Origin of the sequence: Aurantiacibacter zhengii (assembly GCF_003584125.1) — a bacterium.
Classification (GTDB): Bacteria; Pseudomonadota; Alphaproteobacteria; order Sphingomonadales; family Sphingomonadaceae; genus Alteraurantiacibacter; species Alteraurantiacibacter zhengii.
In genome coordinates, this window is the sequence record NZ_QXFL01000003.1 from 78697 (window position 1) to 96740 (window position 18044).

The window sequence follows — 18044 nt, forward strand, 5'->3', positions numbered from 1 at the left end:
TGGCTTCAGCCAAGGTGCCTGGCGAAGAATTCCGCGCTACGCTTATCGGCCAGTTGGGCCGCTTCCTCGTCCCGCCGCTTACCGAATTCGGTGGCGAAGCCGTGATCCAGGCCTTCGTAATCGTGCAGCGTCACCTTGGGATGGTCGTCCAGCCCTTCGTGCATCTTGGTCTGCGTTTCCTTGTCGACAAAGCCATCTTCCGTGGGGATGTGCAGCATCAGGGGATGGGCGATGGCGTCCTTCTCCCGCAGGAGTTCGTCTATACCCACGCCGTAGTAGCCGACAGTCGCATCGGCGTCGGTCCTCGCTGCGGTCATGTAGGCAAGGCGACCACCAAGGCAGTAACCCACTGCACCGACCTTGCCTGTTTCCGTAAGCGTCCGGGCGTACTTGATCGTTGCTTCGATGTCGCGGATCGCCGCGTCCTGGTTCAGCTTGCCCATGAGATCGAGAGCACGCTGGAATTCAGGTTCGATATCGGGGTCCAGCTCAACGCCGCGCTCGATGCGCCAGAACAGGTCGGGGGCGAGGGCGAGATAACCTTCCTCCGCCAGCTTGTCGCACTTGCGCCGGATGCCTGCGTTCACGCCGAAGATTTCCTGGATCACGATGATGGCTGACTTCGGTTCACCCTCGGGGCGCGCGATGTAGGCGTCGAAGGCTTCGCTACCGTCGAGGGTGGAAATCCGCACTGTCTCACTCATATAGGACTCTCCTGGGCGTTGAATTGGTCTATGCCTATCTACGCGCGTATCGAGAAAGGTGTCCGCAATGAAGGTCAATATCGAAATCGACTGCTCGCCAGAGGAAGCGCGGCGCTTCATGGGACTGCCGGATGTGGAGCAGGCCAACGCGCTGTATATCGAGAACATTACGAACGCAATGAAGGGTGTCTCCAACACAGAGCAACTCGAAGAGTACGCGAAGCAGCTCGCGCCGATGGGTCAGATGGGCTTGAAAATGTTCCAGAACTTCATGGAAGGTGCGGCAAAGAACGCCGCGACAGGTCCTTCCACCAAGGGGCCGAAATCGGGCGACTAGGCTAGGCCAATGGACACGATTTTCGCGCTTTCCAGCGGGCAACCGCCCGCCGGGATCGGTGTCATTCGCATAACCGGCCCGCGAGTGCGCCATGCAATCGAAACGTTCACAGGCAAAATTCCCCCACCTCGTCAGGCAAAGCGAGCGGTGTTTCGGGATGTTTCACGTGAAACACTGGATGACGGACTTATCCTTTTCTTCCCCGGCCCGAACTCGGTAACGGGTGAGGACTTGGCTGAATTTCACTGCCACGGCGGGCGCGCAGTCATTGCAGCGATGGAAGCGGCGCTGGGCCAAATGGAGGGATGCAGGCGGGCCGAACCGGGTGAATTCACGCGACGGGCCTTCGCCAATGGGCGGATAGACCTGGCCGAAGCGGAAGGGCTGGCCGACCTTCTTTCTGCAGAGACCGAAATCCAGAGACGCAGCGCGCAGGCCCTGATGGGCGGTGCCCTTTCGCGCCAGGTCGAAGGATGGCGAGAGCAACTGCTGCGCCTGTCGGCCCAGGTAGAGGCAGCGCTCGATTTTGACGACGAGGACGATGTTGGCGGACTGCCCCAAAGTTTCGGCACGGGCGTGGACCAGCTTCGACAAGCACTGCTGGAAAGCCTGTCGGCGCCCCACGCAGAGACGTTGCGCGACGGATTTCGCGTTGCCTTGGCGGGGCCGCCGAATGCCGGGAAATCCACCTTGTTTAATGCCTTGGTCGATCGCGAAGCAGCGATAACTGCCGATATCGCGGGGACCACGCGCGATATCCTTACCCAATCTGTGGCGCTGTCCGGTATCCCGTTCACCTTCGTCGATATGGCTGGCCTGCGCGACAAAGGCGGCGACGTGATCGAAACCATAGGTATCGCACGGGCGCGTGAGGAGATCGCCAAGGCTGATTTAGTTCTCTGGCTCGGTACTGAAGGGGAGGGACCTGAAGACTCTTGGGAGATCGAAGCCCAGATCGACCGGGCCGCTACTTCCTCCAAAATGGCTCCGCAGTTCTCCGTGTCAGCGGTAACCGGGGAAGGCATGGATGCACTCCGGCGTGCGCTGGTAGAACAGGCTCGCGGCGCCATGCCGAAACCGGGTACAGTAGCGCTAAACGCCCGTCAGAGAGGGCGCATGGTTGAAGCAGCGACTGCTCTTGGCAGTGCGATTGACGAAAACGACCCGCTCTTGGTCGCAGAGAACCTCCGGCGGGCGCGACAGGCTTTCGACGCGCTTGTGGGGCGAACCTCGACAGAAGATGTGCTCGATACGCTCTTCGGCCGGTTCTGTATCGGGAAATAGCCTGTTCCACGTGGAACAGTTCCGCTAAGGGCGGGGCGAAATGAAGACGTTCGATGTCATAGTTATAGGTGGCGGCCACGCCGGCTGTGAGGCCGCGGCGGCCTCTGCCCGCGCGGGTGCCATCACCGCGCTGGTTACGTTCGATGCGGCGACGCTTGGCGCGATGAGCTGCAATCCGGCGATCGGCGGTTTGGGCAAGGGGCACCTCGTTCGCGAAGTGGACGCGTTCGACGGGCTTCTGGGCCGTGCGGCAGATGCCGGGGCCATCCACTATCGCATGCTCAACCGGTCGAAGGGTAGCGCCGTCCAGGGCCCTCGCGTGCAGGCTGATCGAAAGCGTTTCCGCGCGGCAGTTCAAGCCATGCTTTCGGCGCAGGACAACTTGCAAGTTGTCGAGGGCGAGGCTGCGGAGCTTATACTGAACAAGGGCAGGGTCTGCGGGATCCGGCTAGCGGATGGATCGGAGATTGGCGGAAAGTCCGTCATTCTGTGTACCGGCACTTTCCTTGGTGGTACACTCTTTCGTGGCGAGGAACGCTTCGAGGGCGGACGCATCGGGGAGAATTCCGCACAGAAGCTCGCAGATCAGCTGCGCGCTACCGACCTGCCCATGGCCCGGCTGAAGACCGGCACACCTCCTCGTCTCGACGGGCGCACGATAGACTGGTCGCGCCTTGAAGAGCAGCCCTCGGACGCGGATCAGTGGACCATGTCGGCGCTTACCCGCGAGCGGTGCAACCCGCAGATATTCTGTGCCATCACGCGCACCAATCCCCGTGCACACGAGATTATCGCGAAGAATCTCCACCGGTCACCGCTGTTCAGCGGTGCGATCGGTGCAACCGGGCCGCGCTATTGTCCCTCGATCGAGGACAAGATTCACCGCTTTGCAGACCGTGACGGGCACCAGGTATTCCTTGAGCCGGAGGGGCTCGACACGCACCTGGTCTACCCCAACGGCATCAGCACATCCCTGCCGGTCGACGTGCAGCTCGCGATGTTGCGCGCAATGGAGGGACTGGAACAGGTTGAGATGGAAGTCCCGGGTTATGCCGTGGAATACGACCATATCGACCCGCGCGCCCTGGGACAGGATCTGCAGCTCAAGGCAATCCCCGGCCTCTATTGCGCGGGCCAGATAAACGGTACGACCGGATATGAGGAAGCGGCCGCCCAGGGCCTCGTCGCGGGCTTCAGCGCGGCCTGCGCCATTCTCGAGCGCGATCCGCCTGCCATCGACCGGGCGAATAGCTATATGGCGGTGATGATCGACGATCTGACCCTGCATGGTGTGAGCGAGCCTTATCGCATGCTCACTTCGCGCGCCGAATACCGCCTTCGCCTGCGGGCGAACAACGCGACTTCGCGCCTCACTCCACTGGCGATGGACGCTGGTTGTGTGGGAATAGAGCGAGCGGAGTGGTTCCGCAAAAGGGAGGCCGAGCGTTCCACGTGGAACACTGCCTTGCAGAGCATTGTACCTGCGACCGCTCTCTCGGACGCGGGCTTGCCGGTGAAGCGCGACGCCGGACGAAAGGCGCTGGGCGAATGGCTGGCGTTGCCCGATATAACGATGTCCGACTTTGAGAATTGGCTACCGCCGGAATGTGACCCGAGTTCCCCTCTTGCCGACGAGTTGGCAGAGGATGCCGCCTACGCTCCCTACCTTGTGCGTCAGGACGCCGAATTGCGCGACCTGCGTAGTAGCGAGGCTCTCGAACTGGGGCCCGATTTCCCCTTTGCCGACGTGCCTGGCCTGTCCAACGAAATGGTAGAGCGTCTCGGCGCTGCTCAGCCGCAAAACCTGGCCGCTGCGGGACGAGTGCGGGGTATCACCCCTGCAGCACTCGCGGCCTTGCTTGTTCACGCCAAACGTCGCAATCAGGCGGCATGATCGAAGATGAAGCCCAGGCGAGGGCGTATTGCGCCGGACGTTTCGATGCGGCTGCAATGGACAGGCTGGAGCGGTTTATCCCGCTTCTCATTGCGGAAAACGAGCAGCAGAACCTTGTTTCGAAGCCCAGTCTTGAGAACGTCTGGACACGCCATATAGCCGACAGCGTCCAGCTTCTTGATTATGTTCCACGTGAAACAACCGCCCCTTGGCTTGATCTCGGCACCGGAGCCGGATTCCCGGGACTGGTTATAGCACTGGTACAGCCCGACCGGCCGGTAATGCTGGTCGAATCGCGCAAACGGCGAATCGAATGGTTAGAGTGTGTTGCTCGAGAATTCGCACTGGAAAATTGCCAAGTACTAGGCTCACGCCTCGAGACTGTGGAAACCTTCGAAACAGGCATTATCACCGCGCGGGCCTTCGCTCCGCTTGGTAAACTTCTGGAGTTATCCGCGCGCTTTTCCACACGCTCTACCACATGGTTGTTGCCCAAAGGGCGCTCGGGGGCGATTGAATTGGCTGAGCAACCCTCGGCGATTCGGAAAATGTTCCACGTGGAACAATCAGCCACCGATTCAGACGCCGGGATCTTGGTCGGCAAAGGGAGGCCAGCACAGCGATGATCGTCATAGCCATTGCCAACCAGAAGGGCGGGGTGGGCAAGACCACCAGCGCCATCAACATAGCCACAGCCATGGCCGCAAGCGGTTGGCGTACGCTGCTAATCGATCTCGATCCGCAGGGTAACGCCTCGACGGGCGTCGGCGTCGGGGCTGCGCAGCGCGACATGTCGAGCTATGACGTGCTGGTGGATGAAATCGCCATCGACGACTGTGTCATGACCTCGTCGATCCCCGGTCTCGACCTCCTGCCTGCAACCGTGGACCTCAGTGGTGCCGAAGTTGAATTGGTCGGCGTCGAAGATCGCACACATCGGCTGAGGAAGGCCCTCGCGAGCCACCAAGGGCACGATATCTGCTTTATCGATTGCCCGCCGTCGCTCGGGCTCCTGACCCTTAACGCCCTGTGCGCTGCCGACACCCTCCTGGTGCCGTTGCAGTGCGAGTTTTTTGCGCTGGAAGGCCTTAGCCAGCTTCTGCAGACAGTCGAGCAGGTCCAGCAGCGTTTCAACCCCGATCTCGGCATCATCGGGATCGCGCTCACCATGTTCGACCGTCGCAATCGCCTGACGGATCAGGTTTCCGACGATGTGCGCGAATGCCTGGGTGATCTGGTGTTCGAAGCTGTCATTCCGCGGAACGTGCGCCTGTCCGAAGCGCCCAGCCACGGACTGCCTGCATTGATTTATGACCATTCCTGCCCCGGAAGCCGCGCTTACATGGCGCTGGCGCGGGAGCTGATCGGTCGACTGCCCGAAGAGAGGAAGGCGGCATGAGTGAAGCGAAGAAAGCCGCCAGCGACGCATCGACCCGGCAACCCGCCTCCCGGCGCAAGCTGGGCCGCGGTCTCGGCGCGCTTATGGGCGACATGAAGCGTGAAGAGCCGCTGTTTTCCCAGCGTGCCAATGCGGCCGGCGAGGCAGGGGAGGGTGGATCATCCACCATCGCGGCGAGCAGGTCGGACGGTCTGGCCATGCTGGCGATTGCCGCCATAGAACCGCACCCGGACCAGCCGCGCCGCCATTTCGATGACGAGGCGCTGGCAGAGCTCGCCGCCTCCATCGCATCGCGCGGCGTGATCCAGCCGGTGATCGTGCGTCCGGCGGCGAAGGGCAAGTACCAGCTGGTGGCGGGCGAACGACGTTGGCGCGCTTCGCAGAAGGCGCAACTGCATGAAATCCCGGCGATAATTCGCGAGCTGGACGAGCGTGACGTTATGGCGCTCGCGCTGATCGAGAATATCCAGCGCGAAGATCTCAACCCGGTAGAAGAAGCCCGCGCCTATCAGCGTCTGGCAGACCTTGAAGACATGACGCAGGCGGAGATCGCGGGTCTGGTCGAGAAATCGCGCAGCCATGTGGCGAACCTGCAGCGCCTACTCGCCTTGCCCGAAGGCGTGCTCGATCACCTCGAATCCGGGCGGATCGACATGGGTCATGCCCGCGCGCTGATTGGCCTCGACAATGCCAGCGAGCTTGCCGATCGGGCGGCGAAGGACAACCTGTCCGTCCGCGAAGTGGAGAAACTGGCGCGCAAGTCGCGCAATGGGGGAGACGCCCCGGTTCGACGCCAGGCTCGCCCTCCGCGTGACCCTGCGCAGGATGCCGATATCGCCGCGGTGGAGAATCACCTCGAGGAATTTCTCGGACTGCCGGTGAAGATCGCAACCGATGAAGACCCGCGGTCGGGAACGGTGACAGTACGCTTCCGCACGCTCGACCAGCTCGACCTGATCTGTCAGCGCCTGACCGGCGGCGGAATTTAGCGTAATATCAGTGGCTTAGTGCCGCGTAAAGTCGCGCGGCGCGATTTCCCTAGTCGAGCGGAACGGTCTTTCCGGCCGGCTGCGGGCGCGGGGCGATGGTGCGGCGCGCGGGTCGCGGCGCGGGTGCAGGAGCTTCGACCTCCACCCATTCCTCCCGCACGGTGGTGGTGCATTCGGGACCGTGGCGGTGCCCGTGCTCCCCATGGCGCGCGGGAGCGGCAACGGTCTGCACCAGCATTACCGGCTGGCCGTAGGACATGTGCCCCTGGAAGGCTGCCCCACCGCCCATTTCGTAACGGCGCAGGTAGGCTTCGCAATAGCGCGCGGCGTAGAGCTGGTTGGCACTGACTCCGCGTTCCTCGTATTCGTATTCGTCCTCGTCGCCATCGATCAGCGAGCCGATGACTGCCCCGGCGACTCCGCCGACACCGGCGCCGATCAGCGTTCCGGCCAGCCTGTCGCCATCGGCGATGCGGTTGCCGGCAAAGCCGCCCGCTACCGCGCCCAGCAGGCCGCCGATCAGGCCGCCATCGGCATCGTCGCGGTAGTCGCGATAATAATCGCCGTATTCGTAATAACCCCCGGCATTGGCCATCAGCACGCGGCAGTCTGCCAGCCACGCCTCGCGCTCCGCCAGGGTGTAGCCCAGGCGACCGTCCGGCGATGCGCCGAGCGACGTGTGGTGACGCTCGACCTCGATCTCGTAATGGCCTTCGCCTTCATGCCAGCCGTTGTTATCCAGCATCAGCATGCGGCCATCGTCGGTGATGAAGTGCCCTTCGCCTACGAAGGTGCCGACATAGCGGCCTTCCAGAACCTCGCCGTCGAGGGTGGTATAGGTTCCGTTCCACATGCCGCGCCAGGTGTCGCCATCCTGCCAGTGGCCGGACCATTCGCCATCGTATTCACCCACAGAGTGGACAACCTCCACCTGGTTTTCATGCGGATGATCGTCATGCGCGGCGGCCGGGGTTGCGAGTGCCAGCGCGGCTGCACCGGTGAGAAGCTGGATGGCGGCGGTCTTCATTGCGCGGTTTTCCCTGTTGCGGAATCGGGCCGGTTGCCCGGTTAACCCCACATTTACCGTCGAGAAACGCACAAATCCTAGCGGGCAGCAAGAGCTGTCCCGTTACGGGGCATCACAGGCGGGTGGAAAGCAGCTTCGCGAGGGCTTCGATGCCATCCCGATCTTCATGATCGAAACGTGCCAGATCGGGCGAATCAAGGTCGATCGCACCGATCACCGCGCCATCGCGCACGATGGGCACCACCAGCTCGGACCGGCTGCGGGCGTCGCAGGCAATGTGGCCGGGGAAGGCATGGACGTCTTCGACAAGCTGCGTCTCACCGGTCTTGGCCGCGGCGCCGCATACGCCTACTCCCAGTGGGATACGGATGCAGGCCGGTCGCCCGGTGAAGGGGCCCAGCACCAGTTCGCCTTCCACCATGCGATAGAACCCGGTCCAGTTGCAGTCGGGCAGGAAATCACCCAGCAGCGCCGCGACATTGGCCATGTTGGCCACTGCGTCAGGCTCTCCGGCAGTAAGCGCGTCAGCAGCGGACAGCAGTTCACGGTAAATGTCGGCCTTGGCGGCGTCGGGGTCTGGCTTGAAATCGAACATGGCTGCACAGATAGCGGGCAAAGAGATTGCCGCAAGGCCGTGGCTCGCCTAATCCTGCCGGCATGAGCACTTTCAAGAAGATCCTGATCGCGATCCTCGTCCTGCTGCTGATCGCCGCGGGCATTATCTGGTACCTGCTGCAGGGCGATCCCGCGGAGTATACCCTGGAGCAGACGACCGGTACGGAGCCCGTGCTGGCCGCGCCCGATGCGCAGACCATTCCCACGGTCGACATCGCCGAACCGGTCGGCTGGCCCGATGGCGCCGCGCCCGGGGCAGCGGAAGGGCTGGCGGTCAACCGGTTTGCCGAAGGACTGGATCATCCCCGCGTGGTCTACGCAATGCCCAACGGCGACGTGCTGGTGACACTTACCCGCGCGCCGGAGGGCGAGGTTTCGGGCGGGTGGCTCACCAACCTGATCGCCGGTTTCCTGTTCGACAAGGCGGGCTCTGCCGGACCATCGGCCAACCAGCTCGTGCTGCTGCGCGACACCGACGGTGACGGCACGGCCGATGAGCGCCATATCCTGCGCGAGGACGATCTCGATTCGCCATCCGGCATCGCCTGGAACGACGGGAAGCTCTACGTTGCCAATCACGATGCCGTGCTGCGCTTCGATTACGAGGAAGGCGCCAATGCCGTAACGGGCGCGCCCGAGAAGCTGGCCGATCTGCCGCCTGCCGGAAATCACTGGATGCGCAACATCATCCTCTCGGACGATGGCAACCGTCTCTACATTGCCGTGGGTTCTGCATCCAACATCGGTGAAGGCGGAATGGAGGTCGAGGAGAACCGCGCCGCCATCCACGAACTCAATCTCGAGACCGGCTCCGCCCGGCTGTACGGCGCGGGCATGCGCAATCCCAACGGCATGGCGTTCAACCCGTGGACCGGGGAACTGTGGACCACGGTGAACGAGCGCGACATGCTCGGCTCCGATCTGGTACCCGATTACCTTACCAACGTGCCCATCGGCGTTCACTACGGCTGGCCATGGGTTTACTACAACGACGTGGTGGATGAGCGCGTGGAATCGCGCATGCCGCGTTTCCTTACCGAATATACCCGCACGCCGCAGTTCGCGCTGGGCGCCCACGTCGCGCCGCTGGGCATGGTCTTCACCGAAGGCGGCACCACCATGGGCGCAGGCTTCGGCCAGGGGGCCTTCATTGCCCGGCACGGTTCGTGGAACCGCATTCCACCCGCAGGCTACGACGTGGTGTTCGTGGAGTTCGACGACCGCGGCAATCCCGTCGGAGAGCCTCGCACGGTGCTGGAGCCGTTCCTGGCGGGCGAGGGCACGACCTATGGCCGTCCGACCTGGGTCGAATGGGATAGTACCGGTGCCCTGCTGGTCAGTGACGATACCGCGGGGATCATCTGGCGTGTCACTGCGCCCGGTGCCGAACCCGCGTCGGCCATCGAACGGGTGCAGAGCGAACGGCTTCCGGCGCGCCGCCGCCTGGTGGACGATCCCGCCCGCGCGTTCGAGGCAGGCGCGATCAGTCCCGGCGATATCGGGATGTAGGTTTCAGCCGAGCGGCTTGCCTTCACGGCCAGCCAGTTCGGTTATGAAATGCCAAGCGACGCGGCCCGAACGCGCGCCGCGCCGCTTGGCCCATTCCAGCGCCTCACCCTCGTCCAGAGGCAAGCCATATTGCGCCGCATAGCCGCGCACGATTGCGAGGTAATCTTCCTGGCTGGCGTTGTGGAAGCCCAGCGACAGACCGAACCGGTCGGCCAGTGCGAGGTTATCGTCCACCGCATCACGCGGGTTGATGGGATCGTCCTGTTCACTGCCGTGGCGCGACAGGATTGCCCGGCGGTTCGAAGTTACGGCAAGGCGAACGTTCTCCGGCCGCGCCTCGACCCCGCCATCCAGCCAGCTGCGCAGGTGACGCGGGGTGGTCGCATCCCCTTTAGCGAAACCCAGGTCATCGAGAAAGACAAGGAAGTTGCGCGCGACCCGTGAGAGCTCGCCGAACAGTGCGGGAAGTGACGCCACGGCGTCGGTCGCTATCTGGACCAGCGCGATGTCGCCGCCCTTGTCCTGCGCATCGACAACGCTGGCGCGTAAAAGCGCGCTCTTGCCCATGCCGCGCGCTCCCCAGAGGAGCATGTCATGCGCGGGAGACCCGGCGGCCAGACGGGTGACGTTGCCGGTAACCTCCTGCTTTTGCTTGTCGATCCCGCGCAACAGGCTGAGTGCCGGGGCCTCGATCCGCCCGACGCCGCGCGCACCGCTGTTGTCCCACACATAGGCGGGGTGGGCACGCCAGTCGGTCGCGGTAAGGGGGGCTGGCACCATCTGTTCCAGCGCGGCGGCGATACGGGCCAGGAGTTGGGCTTGGTCTTCCATCGCAATCGTCACTATAACGGTGGCCGATGAGCGGCAAGCCGACCCTGATAGCGCCCGATGACGAAGGGCTTGTCCGCGCGGCCGCAATCCTGCGCGAGGGGGGCCTCGTCGCAATGCCGACAGAGACGGTTTACGGACTGGCCGCCCGTGCGGACAGCAGCGATGCGGTGGCCCAGATTTACCGCACGAAGGGCCGACCCGACTTCAATCCATTGATCGTGCACGTCGCCTCGGTGCAAATGGCTCGCGCGCTGGGGGTGTTCGATGCGGAAGCGGAAGCGCTGGCGGCGCGTTTCTGGCCCGGGCCGCTCACCCTGGTGCTGCCCTTGCGAGAAGGCGCGGGCATCGCCCCCGCCGTGACAGCGGGGCTGGGTACGATCGCGCTGCGACAGCCGGGCCACCGCGTGGCTGCCCGCCTGTTGGCCGAAGTCGACCTCCCGCTGGCCGCGCCTTCCGCCAATCGCAGCAACGCCGTCAGCCCCACGCGGCCCGAACACGTGGTGGACTCGTTCGGAGATACCTGTCCGCCCGTGATCGACGGTGGCCCATGCGAGGCTGGACTTGAATCGACCATCGTCGCTCTGGACGCGGGAGGGGACTGGCGCATGCTGCGACCTGGCCCGATCGCCACGGAAGACCTGACCGATCTGCTCGGGCCGCAAGCAAAGTCGCGCGGCGCGACTATCGAGGCGCCTGGTCAACTGGCCAAGCACTATTCGCCGGGCAAGCCGGTGCTGCTGAACCAGTCTAAACCTGATGCTTCGGCGTTTGTCATCGGCTTCGGAAGTGTGGAGGGCGATGTGAGCCTGTCATCTTCCGGCGATCTGGCAGAGGCGGCTTCTTGTCTCTACGCCGCGCTGCATGCAGGGGCCGCTTCGCGCAAGCCTGTGATTGCGGTTGCGCCAATCCCGGAGGAAGGGATGGGCCGGGCGATCAACGACCGGCTGCGGCGGGCAGCGACGCGTTAATCGCGCTCGGGCTCTACCGGGACAGTGGGGATGATCGCGGCGATTTCGCGCCGCGTTTCCACGGCCTTGCGACAGGCACCGTCGTCACCGTCGAGACAGTCTTCCTCGAGATCGGCAAGGTCCTCATGCAGTTCGCCGAGCCGCTCTTCGCGTCGGCGTATCTCGCGTCCGCGCTCTCGGTCGGCCTCGTCCTGGCTGGTGGTGGCCCAGTCGGCGACCTGCGCTCCGGCGCGAACGGGCGCCGTCACGATGTCGACCGCTGTCCGGGCGATGCAACCCTGAAGTGCGAGAGTTGCGAGAGGGAGGGTTACAAGCCTCTTATCAAGCATTTGCGGGCCCACTGTGGAGGAATTCCCCACCATGGACCCGCAAAGTTGAGCTGGCAATAGGCTGAACGCAGGGGGCTTCAGACTTCCTCTTCGGTACCTTCTGTCGTGCCCTCTTCGCAAATCAGCTCACCCGACCCCACGCTGCTGACATCGCAGCGTGCCGATCCGCGCACGCGAACGTTGCCCGATCCGACGATGGACGCATCGACAGTGCCGTTGGAAGCAAAAGCCGCATCGCCCGATCCGGCGACGGTGACTTCGGCGCGTTCCGCCTCAAGCCCTCCCATGTCAGCACTGCCGCTGCCCGCCACGGTCAGTTCGAGCTGGTCGGTGGTGCCGGTCGCAGCCACGGTGCCGCTTCCCGCCACGGTCACTTCCATGCTCTCGGCCGCGATTCCGTTCGCGGTAATCGTGCCGGAACCTGCCATGGTTATCTCCGCGCGGGAGGCCATGGCATCGGTGGTAATCGAGCCGGAGCCTGCCATGACCAGCGATTCCGGTGCCGGCATGGTGATGTTGATCGTCGCCAGGTCGCCATCGGGCCAGTCGCCTTTCTGACGGTGAACGGCCAGCGAATCGCCATCCAGCGCGAAACGCAGGCGGTCCTGCGCCTCCGCGCTGCCTTCGACATCGATGGTGAATTCCTCGCCATCAGTGATGACTACGCTATCGGGCGCCGCGAGCACGAATGACGCCGGAGCATCGCCGCTCAGGTCGAGCTCCGCCAGCGGGACACCCTCCGTATCGCCAAACTGGATATCGACATTATCGCAGCCAGCCAGCCCCGCAGCCGCCGCGATGGCCATGACCGGCGCGATCTTGCCAAGCATTCTTCCGATCCGCACTTCCCATCTCCTGTTCCTCTAGCGTGTTATAGAGGCAATACAGCAACGCGGGTGATTTCGCAAAGCTGTTCATCGAGTGGTGTAGCGAACTCGCAGATGGCGGGCCTGAATACAAAAGGGGCCGCTTACCTTTCGGCGAGCGGCCCCTTTTTAAGGCTTACCGGCACGCGGAGTGCCCAGGACCGACCCTAGGCGTCTTCGGTGTTCTCGTAGTACTGCGGAGCATGTTCCTTCAGCACATCGAGGATCTTGGTGAGCGCGGTCGGCTCGTCGGTCTTTTCCATTGCTGCCAGTTCGCGGGCGAGGCGGCTGGAAGCGGCCTCGAAAATCTGGCGTTCGGAATAGGACTGCTCGGGCTGGTCTTCCGGACGGAACAGGTCGCGCGTCACTTCGGCGATGGACACGAGGTCGCCGGAGTTGATCTTCGCTTCGTATTCCTGCGCACGGCGGCTCCACATGGTGCGCTTCACCTTGGGCTTGCCCTTCAGGGTTTCCATCGCTTCCTTCAGCGTCTTGTCGCTGGAAAGCTTGCGCATGCCGATCGATTCCACCTTGTTGGTGGGAACGCGCAGCGTCATGCGTTCCTTTTCAAAGCGGAGAACATAAAGTTCGAGCTGCATGCCGGCGATTTCCTCGCTCTGCAGTTCGATGACACGGCCAACGCCGTGCTTGGGGTAAACAACGTAATCGCCTACATCGAAGGCGGGCGCATTCGCAGCCATGGACATTCCTTTCTTTGGCGGTCACCGCAGCGAAAAACCTCTTCACGCCGCAAAACGAAGCGACGTTTTGTGAAGAGCCATTTCTGTAGCTTGAAGCGGGGACCTGCCTTCCTATCCGCCTGCACATCCGTAAAGATCGTGCAGTTGACTTATTATATAGCAGAGTCGCAACATAATTGCGAGTCTTGCAATTCACGGTCCAAAGGCCGTCAGTCGTGGTCCCGTGACTTTACGGAGACTGCGGCAATTTCGGCTCCCAACAGAAGCACATAGGCCGACAGCCACAGCCACGTCAGCAGGACTATGACGGCACCGAGCGAGCCGTAGGTGGCGTTGTAGCTGCCGAAGTTGGAAACGTAGAAGCCGAAAGCCAGGGTCAGCACCACCAGGCCGACGCTGGCGAAGATCGCTCCCGGCAGCACTTCTCGAAAGCGCGGAGAAACCGAATTGGGCACGCGGCGGTAAAGCCATGCCGCGCCCAGTGCGCCCATCACTGCGAGCAGGACGTAGGCGACCGCCTTGGCCAGGAATTGCCCCGCCCCTGAAAGACTGGGCAGCATCGCCGTCAGCGAAGCGGTGACCGCGAGAACGCCGATCACCACGCCCATGCCGATGATGGCGCCAAGCGTAATGGCCAGGGCCAGGGCATTGCCGCGCAGGAAACCGCGTTGCTCCCTGTCGTTGAAGGCCAGCGAAATCGCCGTCACCAGCGAGCCTGCCCCGTTGCGTGCGCCGAACAGGGCGACAGCCAGTGCCACCGCCAGGCCGAAGCCTTTTGCGGTGCCGGATGTTTCCACCATCGATTCCAGCTGCCCGCCGATCAGTTCTGCCGCCGACTGCGGCAGTTCCTGGGCCAGCCCGGCTATGTGCTCGGCAACCATGGCGGGATCGGCAAACAGACCGTAGCTGAGCACGATCGCGCCCAGCAGCGGTACCATGGCCAGGAAGGCGTAGTAGGCTACACCTGCGGCAAGAATGGGGATGTTATCCTCGCCGGCGGCGGCGAAGGCGCGCTTCAGTCTGTCCAGTATGCCCATATCCCGCCAACGCAAAGCGCGGGATATGGTTCACGAAATGCGCGCGATCAGTCGCCTTCGCCCGGTTCCTCGGAGAAGAACTTTTCGAACTTGCCATCCTCACCCTTGTGTTCGTCGGCATCGGCCGGCGGGTCTTTCTTCTCGGTGATGTTGGGCCATTCGGCGGAAAACTTGGTGTTGATTTCAAGCCACTTTTCCAGCCCGCCTTCGGTGTCCGGCAGGATCGCCTCGGCCGGGCATTCGGGTTCGCACACGCCGCAATCGATGCACTCGGACGGGTTGATGACGAGCATGTTCTCGCCTTCGTAGAAGCAATCCACCGGGCAGACTTCGACGCAGTCTGTGTACTTGCATTTGATGCAGGCGTCGGTGACGACATAGGTCATGGGTAGGCTTGTCCTTAATGCTCGGCCGTGCGTGGCCGCGATTCGGTCCCTGCTATGGCCATAGACGCGCGAGCGTCAAGCTTGCGATAGCAGCTTTGCGCCTCCGCTGCCGGACCCCGCCGCTCTGGTAAAGCAAGGATTTCTATCACCTGTACATGGCGATCGAGGGGAATGGTGAGGACATCCCCTACTGCAATGGCGTGCTGGACACGCGTGACGCGATGCCCGCTGCAGCGCATGTGCCCTTCCTCGATCCAGCACCTGGCAACCGTTCGACTCTTGCAGAAGCGAAGCCGGACGAGGAGCAGGTCGAGCCGCATCAGCCCTTCTTGAGCAGGTCCGCCAGTCCGGCAAATGCCTGTCCGCCATCGCCCTTCGGCTCGGCCCGCCGCGGAGGTGGAGGGCCCTTGTGCGGTTTGCCGCCTGGCTTGCTTCCTGCCTTGCCATGGGGCTGACTTTTTTTGCTGCCATCGCGGCGCGGCTTGCGCGGCCCACCGCGGGCGGGGGCAAAATCCTTTCGCGGTGCGCGCCAGGTCCACGGTAGCGGGCGTGGCGGTCCGTATGCGCCTTCGGCCAGTTCTGCCGCCTGACCCGGGCGGAAGCCAGCGTCTTTCATGAGGCTGCGAAAGCTTTCCGGCGCAAGGCCCATGCTCGTGGCAAGCGCCGTGTCCACCGCAAATCCGCGTGTGTCCCTGCCTTGCGGAGCCTTGGCGCGTTGTTCGTGCGCGGCGCGGAACAGCTTTTCCGCCATGTCGATGCGGATTGCCTGCTTGCCCGCACGGCGATAACCCGCAGGCGGCCTGTCCGCGCTTTCGATGACAGCTTCCATGTCTTCGCGCACCGGGCGCGGATCGAGGGCGAGCCGGTGCAGCAAGTGACGCGGCGCTGGTTTCAGTAGCGCGGGCACGAAAACATCGAGAGAGCCGATGGTGACGCCAAGACGGCGCAGGAAAGGCCGCTTTTCCTTGGGCACGTGAGCAAGGCCAGCATCCTCGCGCCGGGTTGTGCCGTTGCGGTCTGCCAGTGTCAGCAGCAGGGCACGCACCTCGGTTCCGGCGTCGGGATCGGTGGCGGCATCTTCCAGGGCACGCAACGGAGCGAGCGGCGCGAGCTGCTCTTCCAGCCACATCTCCAGGGCATCCTGCAGCCGTGCGCGGTGTGCGGGGTCGAGCTGGCCCAATTCCTTTGCCATCACCAGGCGCGGGCGGCTGGGCGTCTTGCCCTTTTCCAGCATGGCAACGGGCTGATCGCCGCGCATGATCTGGCCGTTCTCGATGCGCAGGTCGCCCAGCTCGTCGGCCACCAGCTTCTGCGCCTTTTGCGCCAGCAGGCTGGCCATGTGCTTTTCGGCAGCAGCAAGCATCAGCTTGCGCTCTTCGCTCGACGCCTCGGCATCGACCACGAACCGGAAACCTTCGAGATGGCCGATCGGCTGGTCCTCCACCGTGACCTGGCCATCGTCCTTCAATTCAACGCGCAAGAGGCCTGCATCCTTTCCCATACCCTTCATCAATACCGATGTTCGGCGATTTACGAAACGCTCCGTCAATTTCTGGTGCAGCGCGTCCGACAGTTTCGCCTCGGCCGAGCGGGCCCGGGCCGCCATCTCGTCGCGCGCCAGCACCCAGTCCGGCCTCTGGCAGATATAGGCCCAGCTGCGAATACCCGACAGTCGCCCCTGCAGCGTGTCGATATCGCCCGAGGTGTTTCCGAGCTCGGAAATCCGCGCAGCCACGAAATCCGCCCCGATATGGCCGCCCTTCAGATCCGACCAGAGGCGGGCGACGAAGCGGGAATGCGCATCGGCGCCCTGCTGGCGGAAGTCGGGCAACTGGCACGCTTCCCAGAAGCGGCGGACATTGCCCGGCGTCCTGACGTCGCTCGCTATCTCGGGCTGTTCCGCCAGGCGCTTGAGCACGGAATGATCGATCGCTTCGGGCGCAGGGGCCAGTCCCTCCTGCAAGGGTCGCGCCTCGAGATCTCCGATGAGCACGTCGAGATTGTCGAAGCGGGGATTGGGTTGGCGCCAATAGAGCTTCGTGATCGGGGCGAAACGGTGGTTCTCTATCGCGTAGACCTCGTCCTCGGTCAGTTCCAGCGGTGCGCCACGGCGATTGCCCGAGAGTGTGCCGAAACTGCCATCGGTCTGGTGGCGACCCGCCCGCCCGGCGATCTGCGCCATCTCGGCCGGGGTTAGCCTGCGCTGGCGCACGCCGTCGAACTTGGAAAGGGCGGCAAAGGCGACGTGATGCACGTCGAGATTGAGACCCATGCCGATAGCATCGGTGGCAACGATGTAATCCACCTCACCGGATTGGAACAATTCCACCTGACGGTTTCGCGTTTGCGGTGAAAGCGCGCCCATCACGACGGCAGCCCCACCGCGAAAACGGCGCAGCAGTTCGGCCACCTGGTAAACCTGCTCGATCGAGAAGGCCACGATGGCGCTGCGCGGTGGCAGGCGGGAAAGCTTGGCGCTGCCGGCATAGCTTAGCGTTGAAAAACGGGGGCGCTCCTCAATCTGGGCGCCGGGTATCAGCGTGCGCACCATCGGTTCCAGCGTGGCGGAGCCAAGCAGCATGGTTTCTTCCCGTCCGCGCGCGTTCAGCAGCCGGTCGGTGAAGATGTGCCCACGCTCACGGTCAGCGCCGAGCTGCGCCTCGTCCAGGGCCACGAACGCGCGGCCCCCGCCATCGCGCGGCATGGCCTCTGCCGTGCACATGAAGTAGCGGGCATTGGGCGGTTCGATCCGTTCCTCGCCGGTGATGAGCGCGCAGGCACTCTCGCCCTTCAGACGGCAGACCTTGTCGTAGACTTCCCGCGCCAGCAGCCGCAGCGGGAAGCCGATTGCGCCGCTGGAATGCCCGCACATGCGCTCTATCGCGAGATGGGTCTTGCCGGTGTTGGTCGGGCCGAGGACGGCGCGAATCCGGCTGTCGGTGGACTTGGCGGTGCGGGACGGTGTCACAGTGGCCCAGACATGGCCTTTCCCCTCGCGTGACGCAACCGAGGGGCGGTCATTACCCCCGCAGACTCGGTTCGGCGCTGGACAGACTCGGCTCATCGCCGTTAAGCGCAAATTTACTTTATTGCGGCACTCTTTCAGACAATTACCGGGGCCCGAAGGTATGGGCGGAAAACACCCCATCTGGAATGCGGCATTTATCA

At 63.4% G+C, this 18044-nt stretch carries 19 protein-coding genes; 8 read left to right on the plus strand and 11 right to left on the minus strand.

The features are described from left to right. Nucleotides 1-5: 5 nt before the first annotated feature. On the minus strand, nt 6-704 hold the full coding sequence (locus tag D2V07_RS07480) for a dienelactone hydrolase family protein (RefSeq protein ID WP_119586310.1): 699 nt from the start codon (nt 702-704) through the stop codon (nt 6-8). A gap of 67 nt (nt 705-771) precedes the next feature. On the opposite strand from D2V07_RS07480, the gene D2V07_RS07485 reads away from it, so the two are divergent. Genes D2V07_RS07485 through D2V07_RS07510 form a run of 6 tightly spaced genes read left to right on the plus strand, consistent with a single transcriptional unit; the run spans nt 772 to nt 6607 of the window. Continuing rightward, nucleotides 772-1041, plus strand: a complete 270-nt coding sequence (locus tag D2V07_RS07485) for a DUF6489 family protein (protein ID WP_119586312.1) — start codon at nt 772-774, stop codon at nt 1039-1041. A gap of 9 nt (nt 1042-1050) precedes the next feature. Further along, nucleotides 1051-2325, plus strand: coding sequence for a tRNA uridine-5-carboxymethylaminomethyl(34) synthesis GTPase MnmE (gene mnmE / locus D2V07_RS07490; protein ID WP_119586314.1), 1275 nt, complete (start codon nt 1051-1053; stop codon nt 2323-2325). Nucleotides 2326-2365: 40 nt separating this feature from the next. Further along, the gene (mnmG, locus tag D2V07_RS07495) at nt 2366-4219 is read left to right on the plus strand and encodes a tRNA uridine-5-carboxymethylaminomethyl(34) synthesis enzyme MnmG (RefSeq protein WP_119586316.1); all 1854 of its coding nucleotides are present in this window, start codon (nt 2366-2368) and stop codon (nt 4217-4219) included. Beyond that, nucleotides 4216-4845 (plus strand): 16S rRNA (guanine(527)-N(7))-methyltransferase RsmG, encoded by a 630-nt coding sequence (rsmG, locus tag D2V07_RS07500; protein ID WP_119586318.1) that lies wholly within the window; start codon nt 4216-4218, stop codon nt 4843-4845. Before mnmG ends, rsmG begins: the two co-directional genes overlap by 4 nt. Further along, the gene (locus tag D2V07_RS07505; protein ID WP_119586320.1) at nt 4842-5618 is read left to right on the plus strand and encodes a ParA family protein; all 777 of its coding nucleotides are present in this window, start codon (nt 4842-4844) and stop codon (nt 5616-5618) included. The genes rsmG and D2V07_RS07505 overlap by 4 nt, the downstream gene beginning before the upstream one ends. Further along, nucleotides 5615-6607 carry a ParB/RepB/Spo0J family partition protein gene (locus D2V07_RS07510; RefSeq protein WP_119586322.1) on the plus strand — a complete coding sequence of 331 codons (993 nt, stop codon included), beginning with the start codon at nt 5615-5617 and terminating at the stop codon, nt 6605-6607. Before D2V07_RS07505 ends, D2V07_RS07510 begins: the two co-directional genes overlap by 4 nt. Nucleotides 6608-6656: 49 nt before the next feature. Here the strand turns inward: D2V07_RS07510 and D2V07_RS07515 are convergent, their stop codons facing one another. Continuing rightward, the gene (locus D2V07_RS07515) at nt 6657-7634 is read right to left on the minus strand and encodes a glycine zipper 2TM domain-containing protein (RefSeq protein ID WP_119586324.1); all 978 of its coding nucleotides are present in this window, start codon (nt 7632-7634) and stop codon (nt 6657-6659) included. A 112-nt stretch (nt 7635-7746) separates the two neighbouring features. Then, complete coding sequence (locus D2V07_RS07520; RefSeq protein WP_119586326.1) at nt 7747-8229, minus strand: GAF domain-containing protein; 483 nt, start codon at nt 8227-8229, stop codon at nt 7747-7749. A 62-nt stretch (nt 8230-8291) separates the two neighbouring features. On the opposite strand from D2V07_RS07520, the gene D2V07_RS07525 reads away from it, so the two are divergent. After that, nucleotides 8292-9758, plus strand: a complete 1467-nt coding sequence (locus tag D2V07_RS07525; protein WP_119586328.1) for a PQQ-dependent sugar dehydrogenase — start codon at nt 8292-8294, stop codon at nt 9756-9758. Between the two features lie 3 nt (nt 9759-9761). Here D2V07_RS07525 and D2V07_RS07530 read toward each other — a convergent pair whose 3' ends face one another. Beyond that, on the minus strand, nt 9762-10589 hold the full coding sequence (locus tag D2V07_RS07530) for an ATP-binding protein (RefSeq protein WP_119586330.1): 828 nt from the start codon (nt 10587-10589) through the stop codon (nt 9762-9764). Between the two features lie 26 nt (nt 10590-10615). On the opposite strand from D2V07_RS07530, the gene D2V07_RS07535 reads away from it, so the two are divergent. Continuing rightward, nucleotides 10616-11557 (plus strand): L-threonylcarbamoyladenylate synthase, encoded by a 942-nt coding sequence (locus D2V07_RS07535; protein WP_119586332.1) that lies wholly within the window; start codon nt 10616-10618, stop codon nt 11555-11557. Here the strand turns inward: D2V07_RS07535 and D2V07_RS07540 are convergent. The 7 genes from D2V07_RS07540 to D2V07_RS07570 all read right to left on the minus strand — a co-directional run bounded on the left by D2V07_RS07540 (nt 11554) and on the right by D2V07_RS07570 (nt 17844). Beyond that, a complete protein-coding gene (locus tag D2V07_RS07540) occupies nt 11554-11805 on the minus strand; it encodes a hypothetical protein (RefSeq protein ID WP_325049004.1) in 252 nt (83 codons plus the stop codon). The genes D2V07_RS07535 and D2V07_RS07540 overlap by 4 nt on opposite strands. Nucleotides 11806-11963: 158 nt before the next feature. Next, nucleotides 11964-12731: a head GIN domain-containing protein gene (locus D2V07_RS07545; RefSeq protein WP_233548292.1), complete on the minus strand. Its 768-nt coding sequence runs from the start codon at nt 12729-12731 to the stop codon at nt 11964-11966. A gap of 188 nt (nt 12732-12919) precedes the next feature. Beyond that, nucleotides 12920-13453 carry a CarD family transcriptional regulator gene (locus D2V07_RS07550; protein ID WP_119586336.1) on the minus strand — a complete coding sequence of 178 codons (534 nt, stop codon included), beginning with the start codon at nt 13451-13453 and terminating at the stop codon, nt 12920-12922. Nucleotides 13454-13662: 209 nt separating this feature from the next. Further along, nucleotides 13663-14490 carry a YihY/virulence factor BrkB family protein gene (locus D2V07_RS07555; protein WP_233548293.1) on the minus strand — a complete coding sequence of 276 codons (828 nt, stop codon included), beginning with the start codon at nt 14488-14490 and terminating at the stop codon, nt 13663-13665. A 47-nt stretch (nt 14491-14537) separates the two neighbouring features. Beyond that, nucleotides 14538-14876 (minus strand): ferredoxin FdxA, encoded by a 339-nt coding sequence (gene fdxA, locus D2V07_RS07560; RefSeq protein ID WP_119586338.1) that lies wholly within the window; start codon nt 14874-14876, stop codon nt 14538-14540. A 14-nt stretch (nt 14877-14890) separates the two neighbouring features. Further along, the gene (locus tag D2V07_RS07565; RefSeq protein ID WP_119586340.1) at nt 14891-15196 is read right to left on the minus strand and encodes a S4 domain-containing protein; all 306 of its coding nucleotides are present in this window, start codon (nt 15194-15196) and stop codon (nt 14891-14893) included. Continuing rightward, nucleotides 15196-17844 (minus strand): helicase-related protein, encoded by a 2649-nt coding sequence (locus D2V07_RS07570; RefSeq protein WP_407641589.1) that lies wholly within the window; start codon nt 17842-17844, stop codon nt 15196-15198. Before D2V07_RS07570 ends, D2V07_RS07565 begins: the two co-directional genes overlap by 1 nt. Nucleotides 17845-18044: the final 200 nt, after the last annotated feature.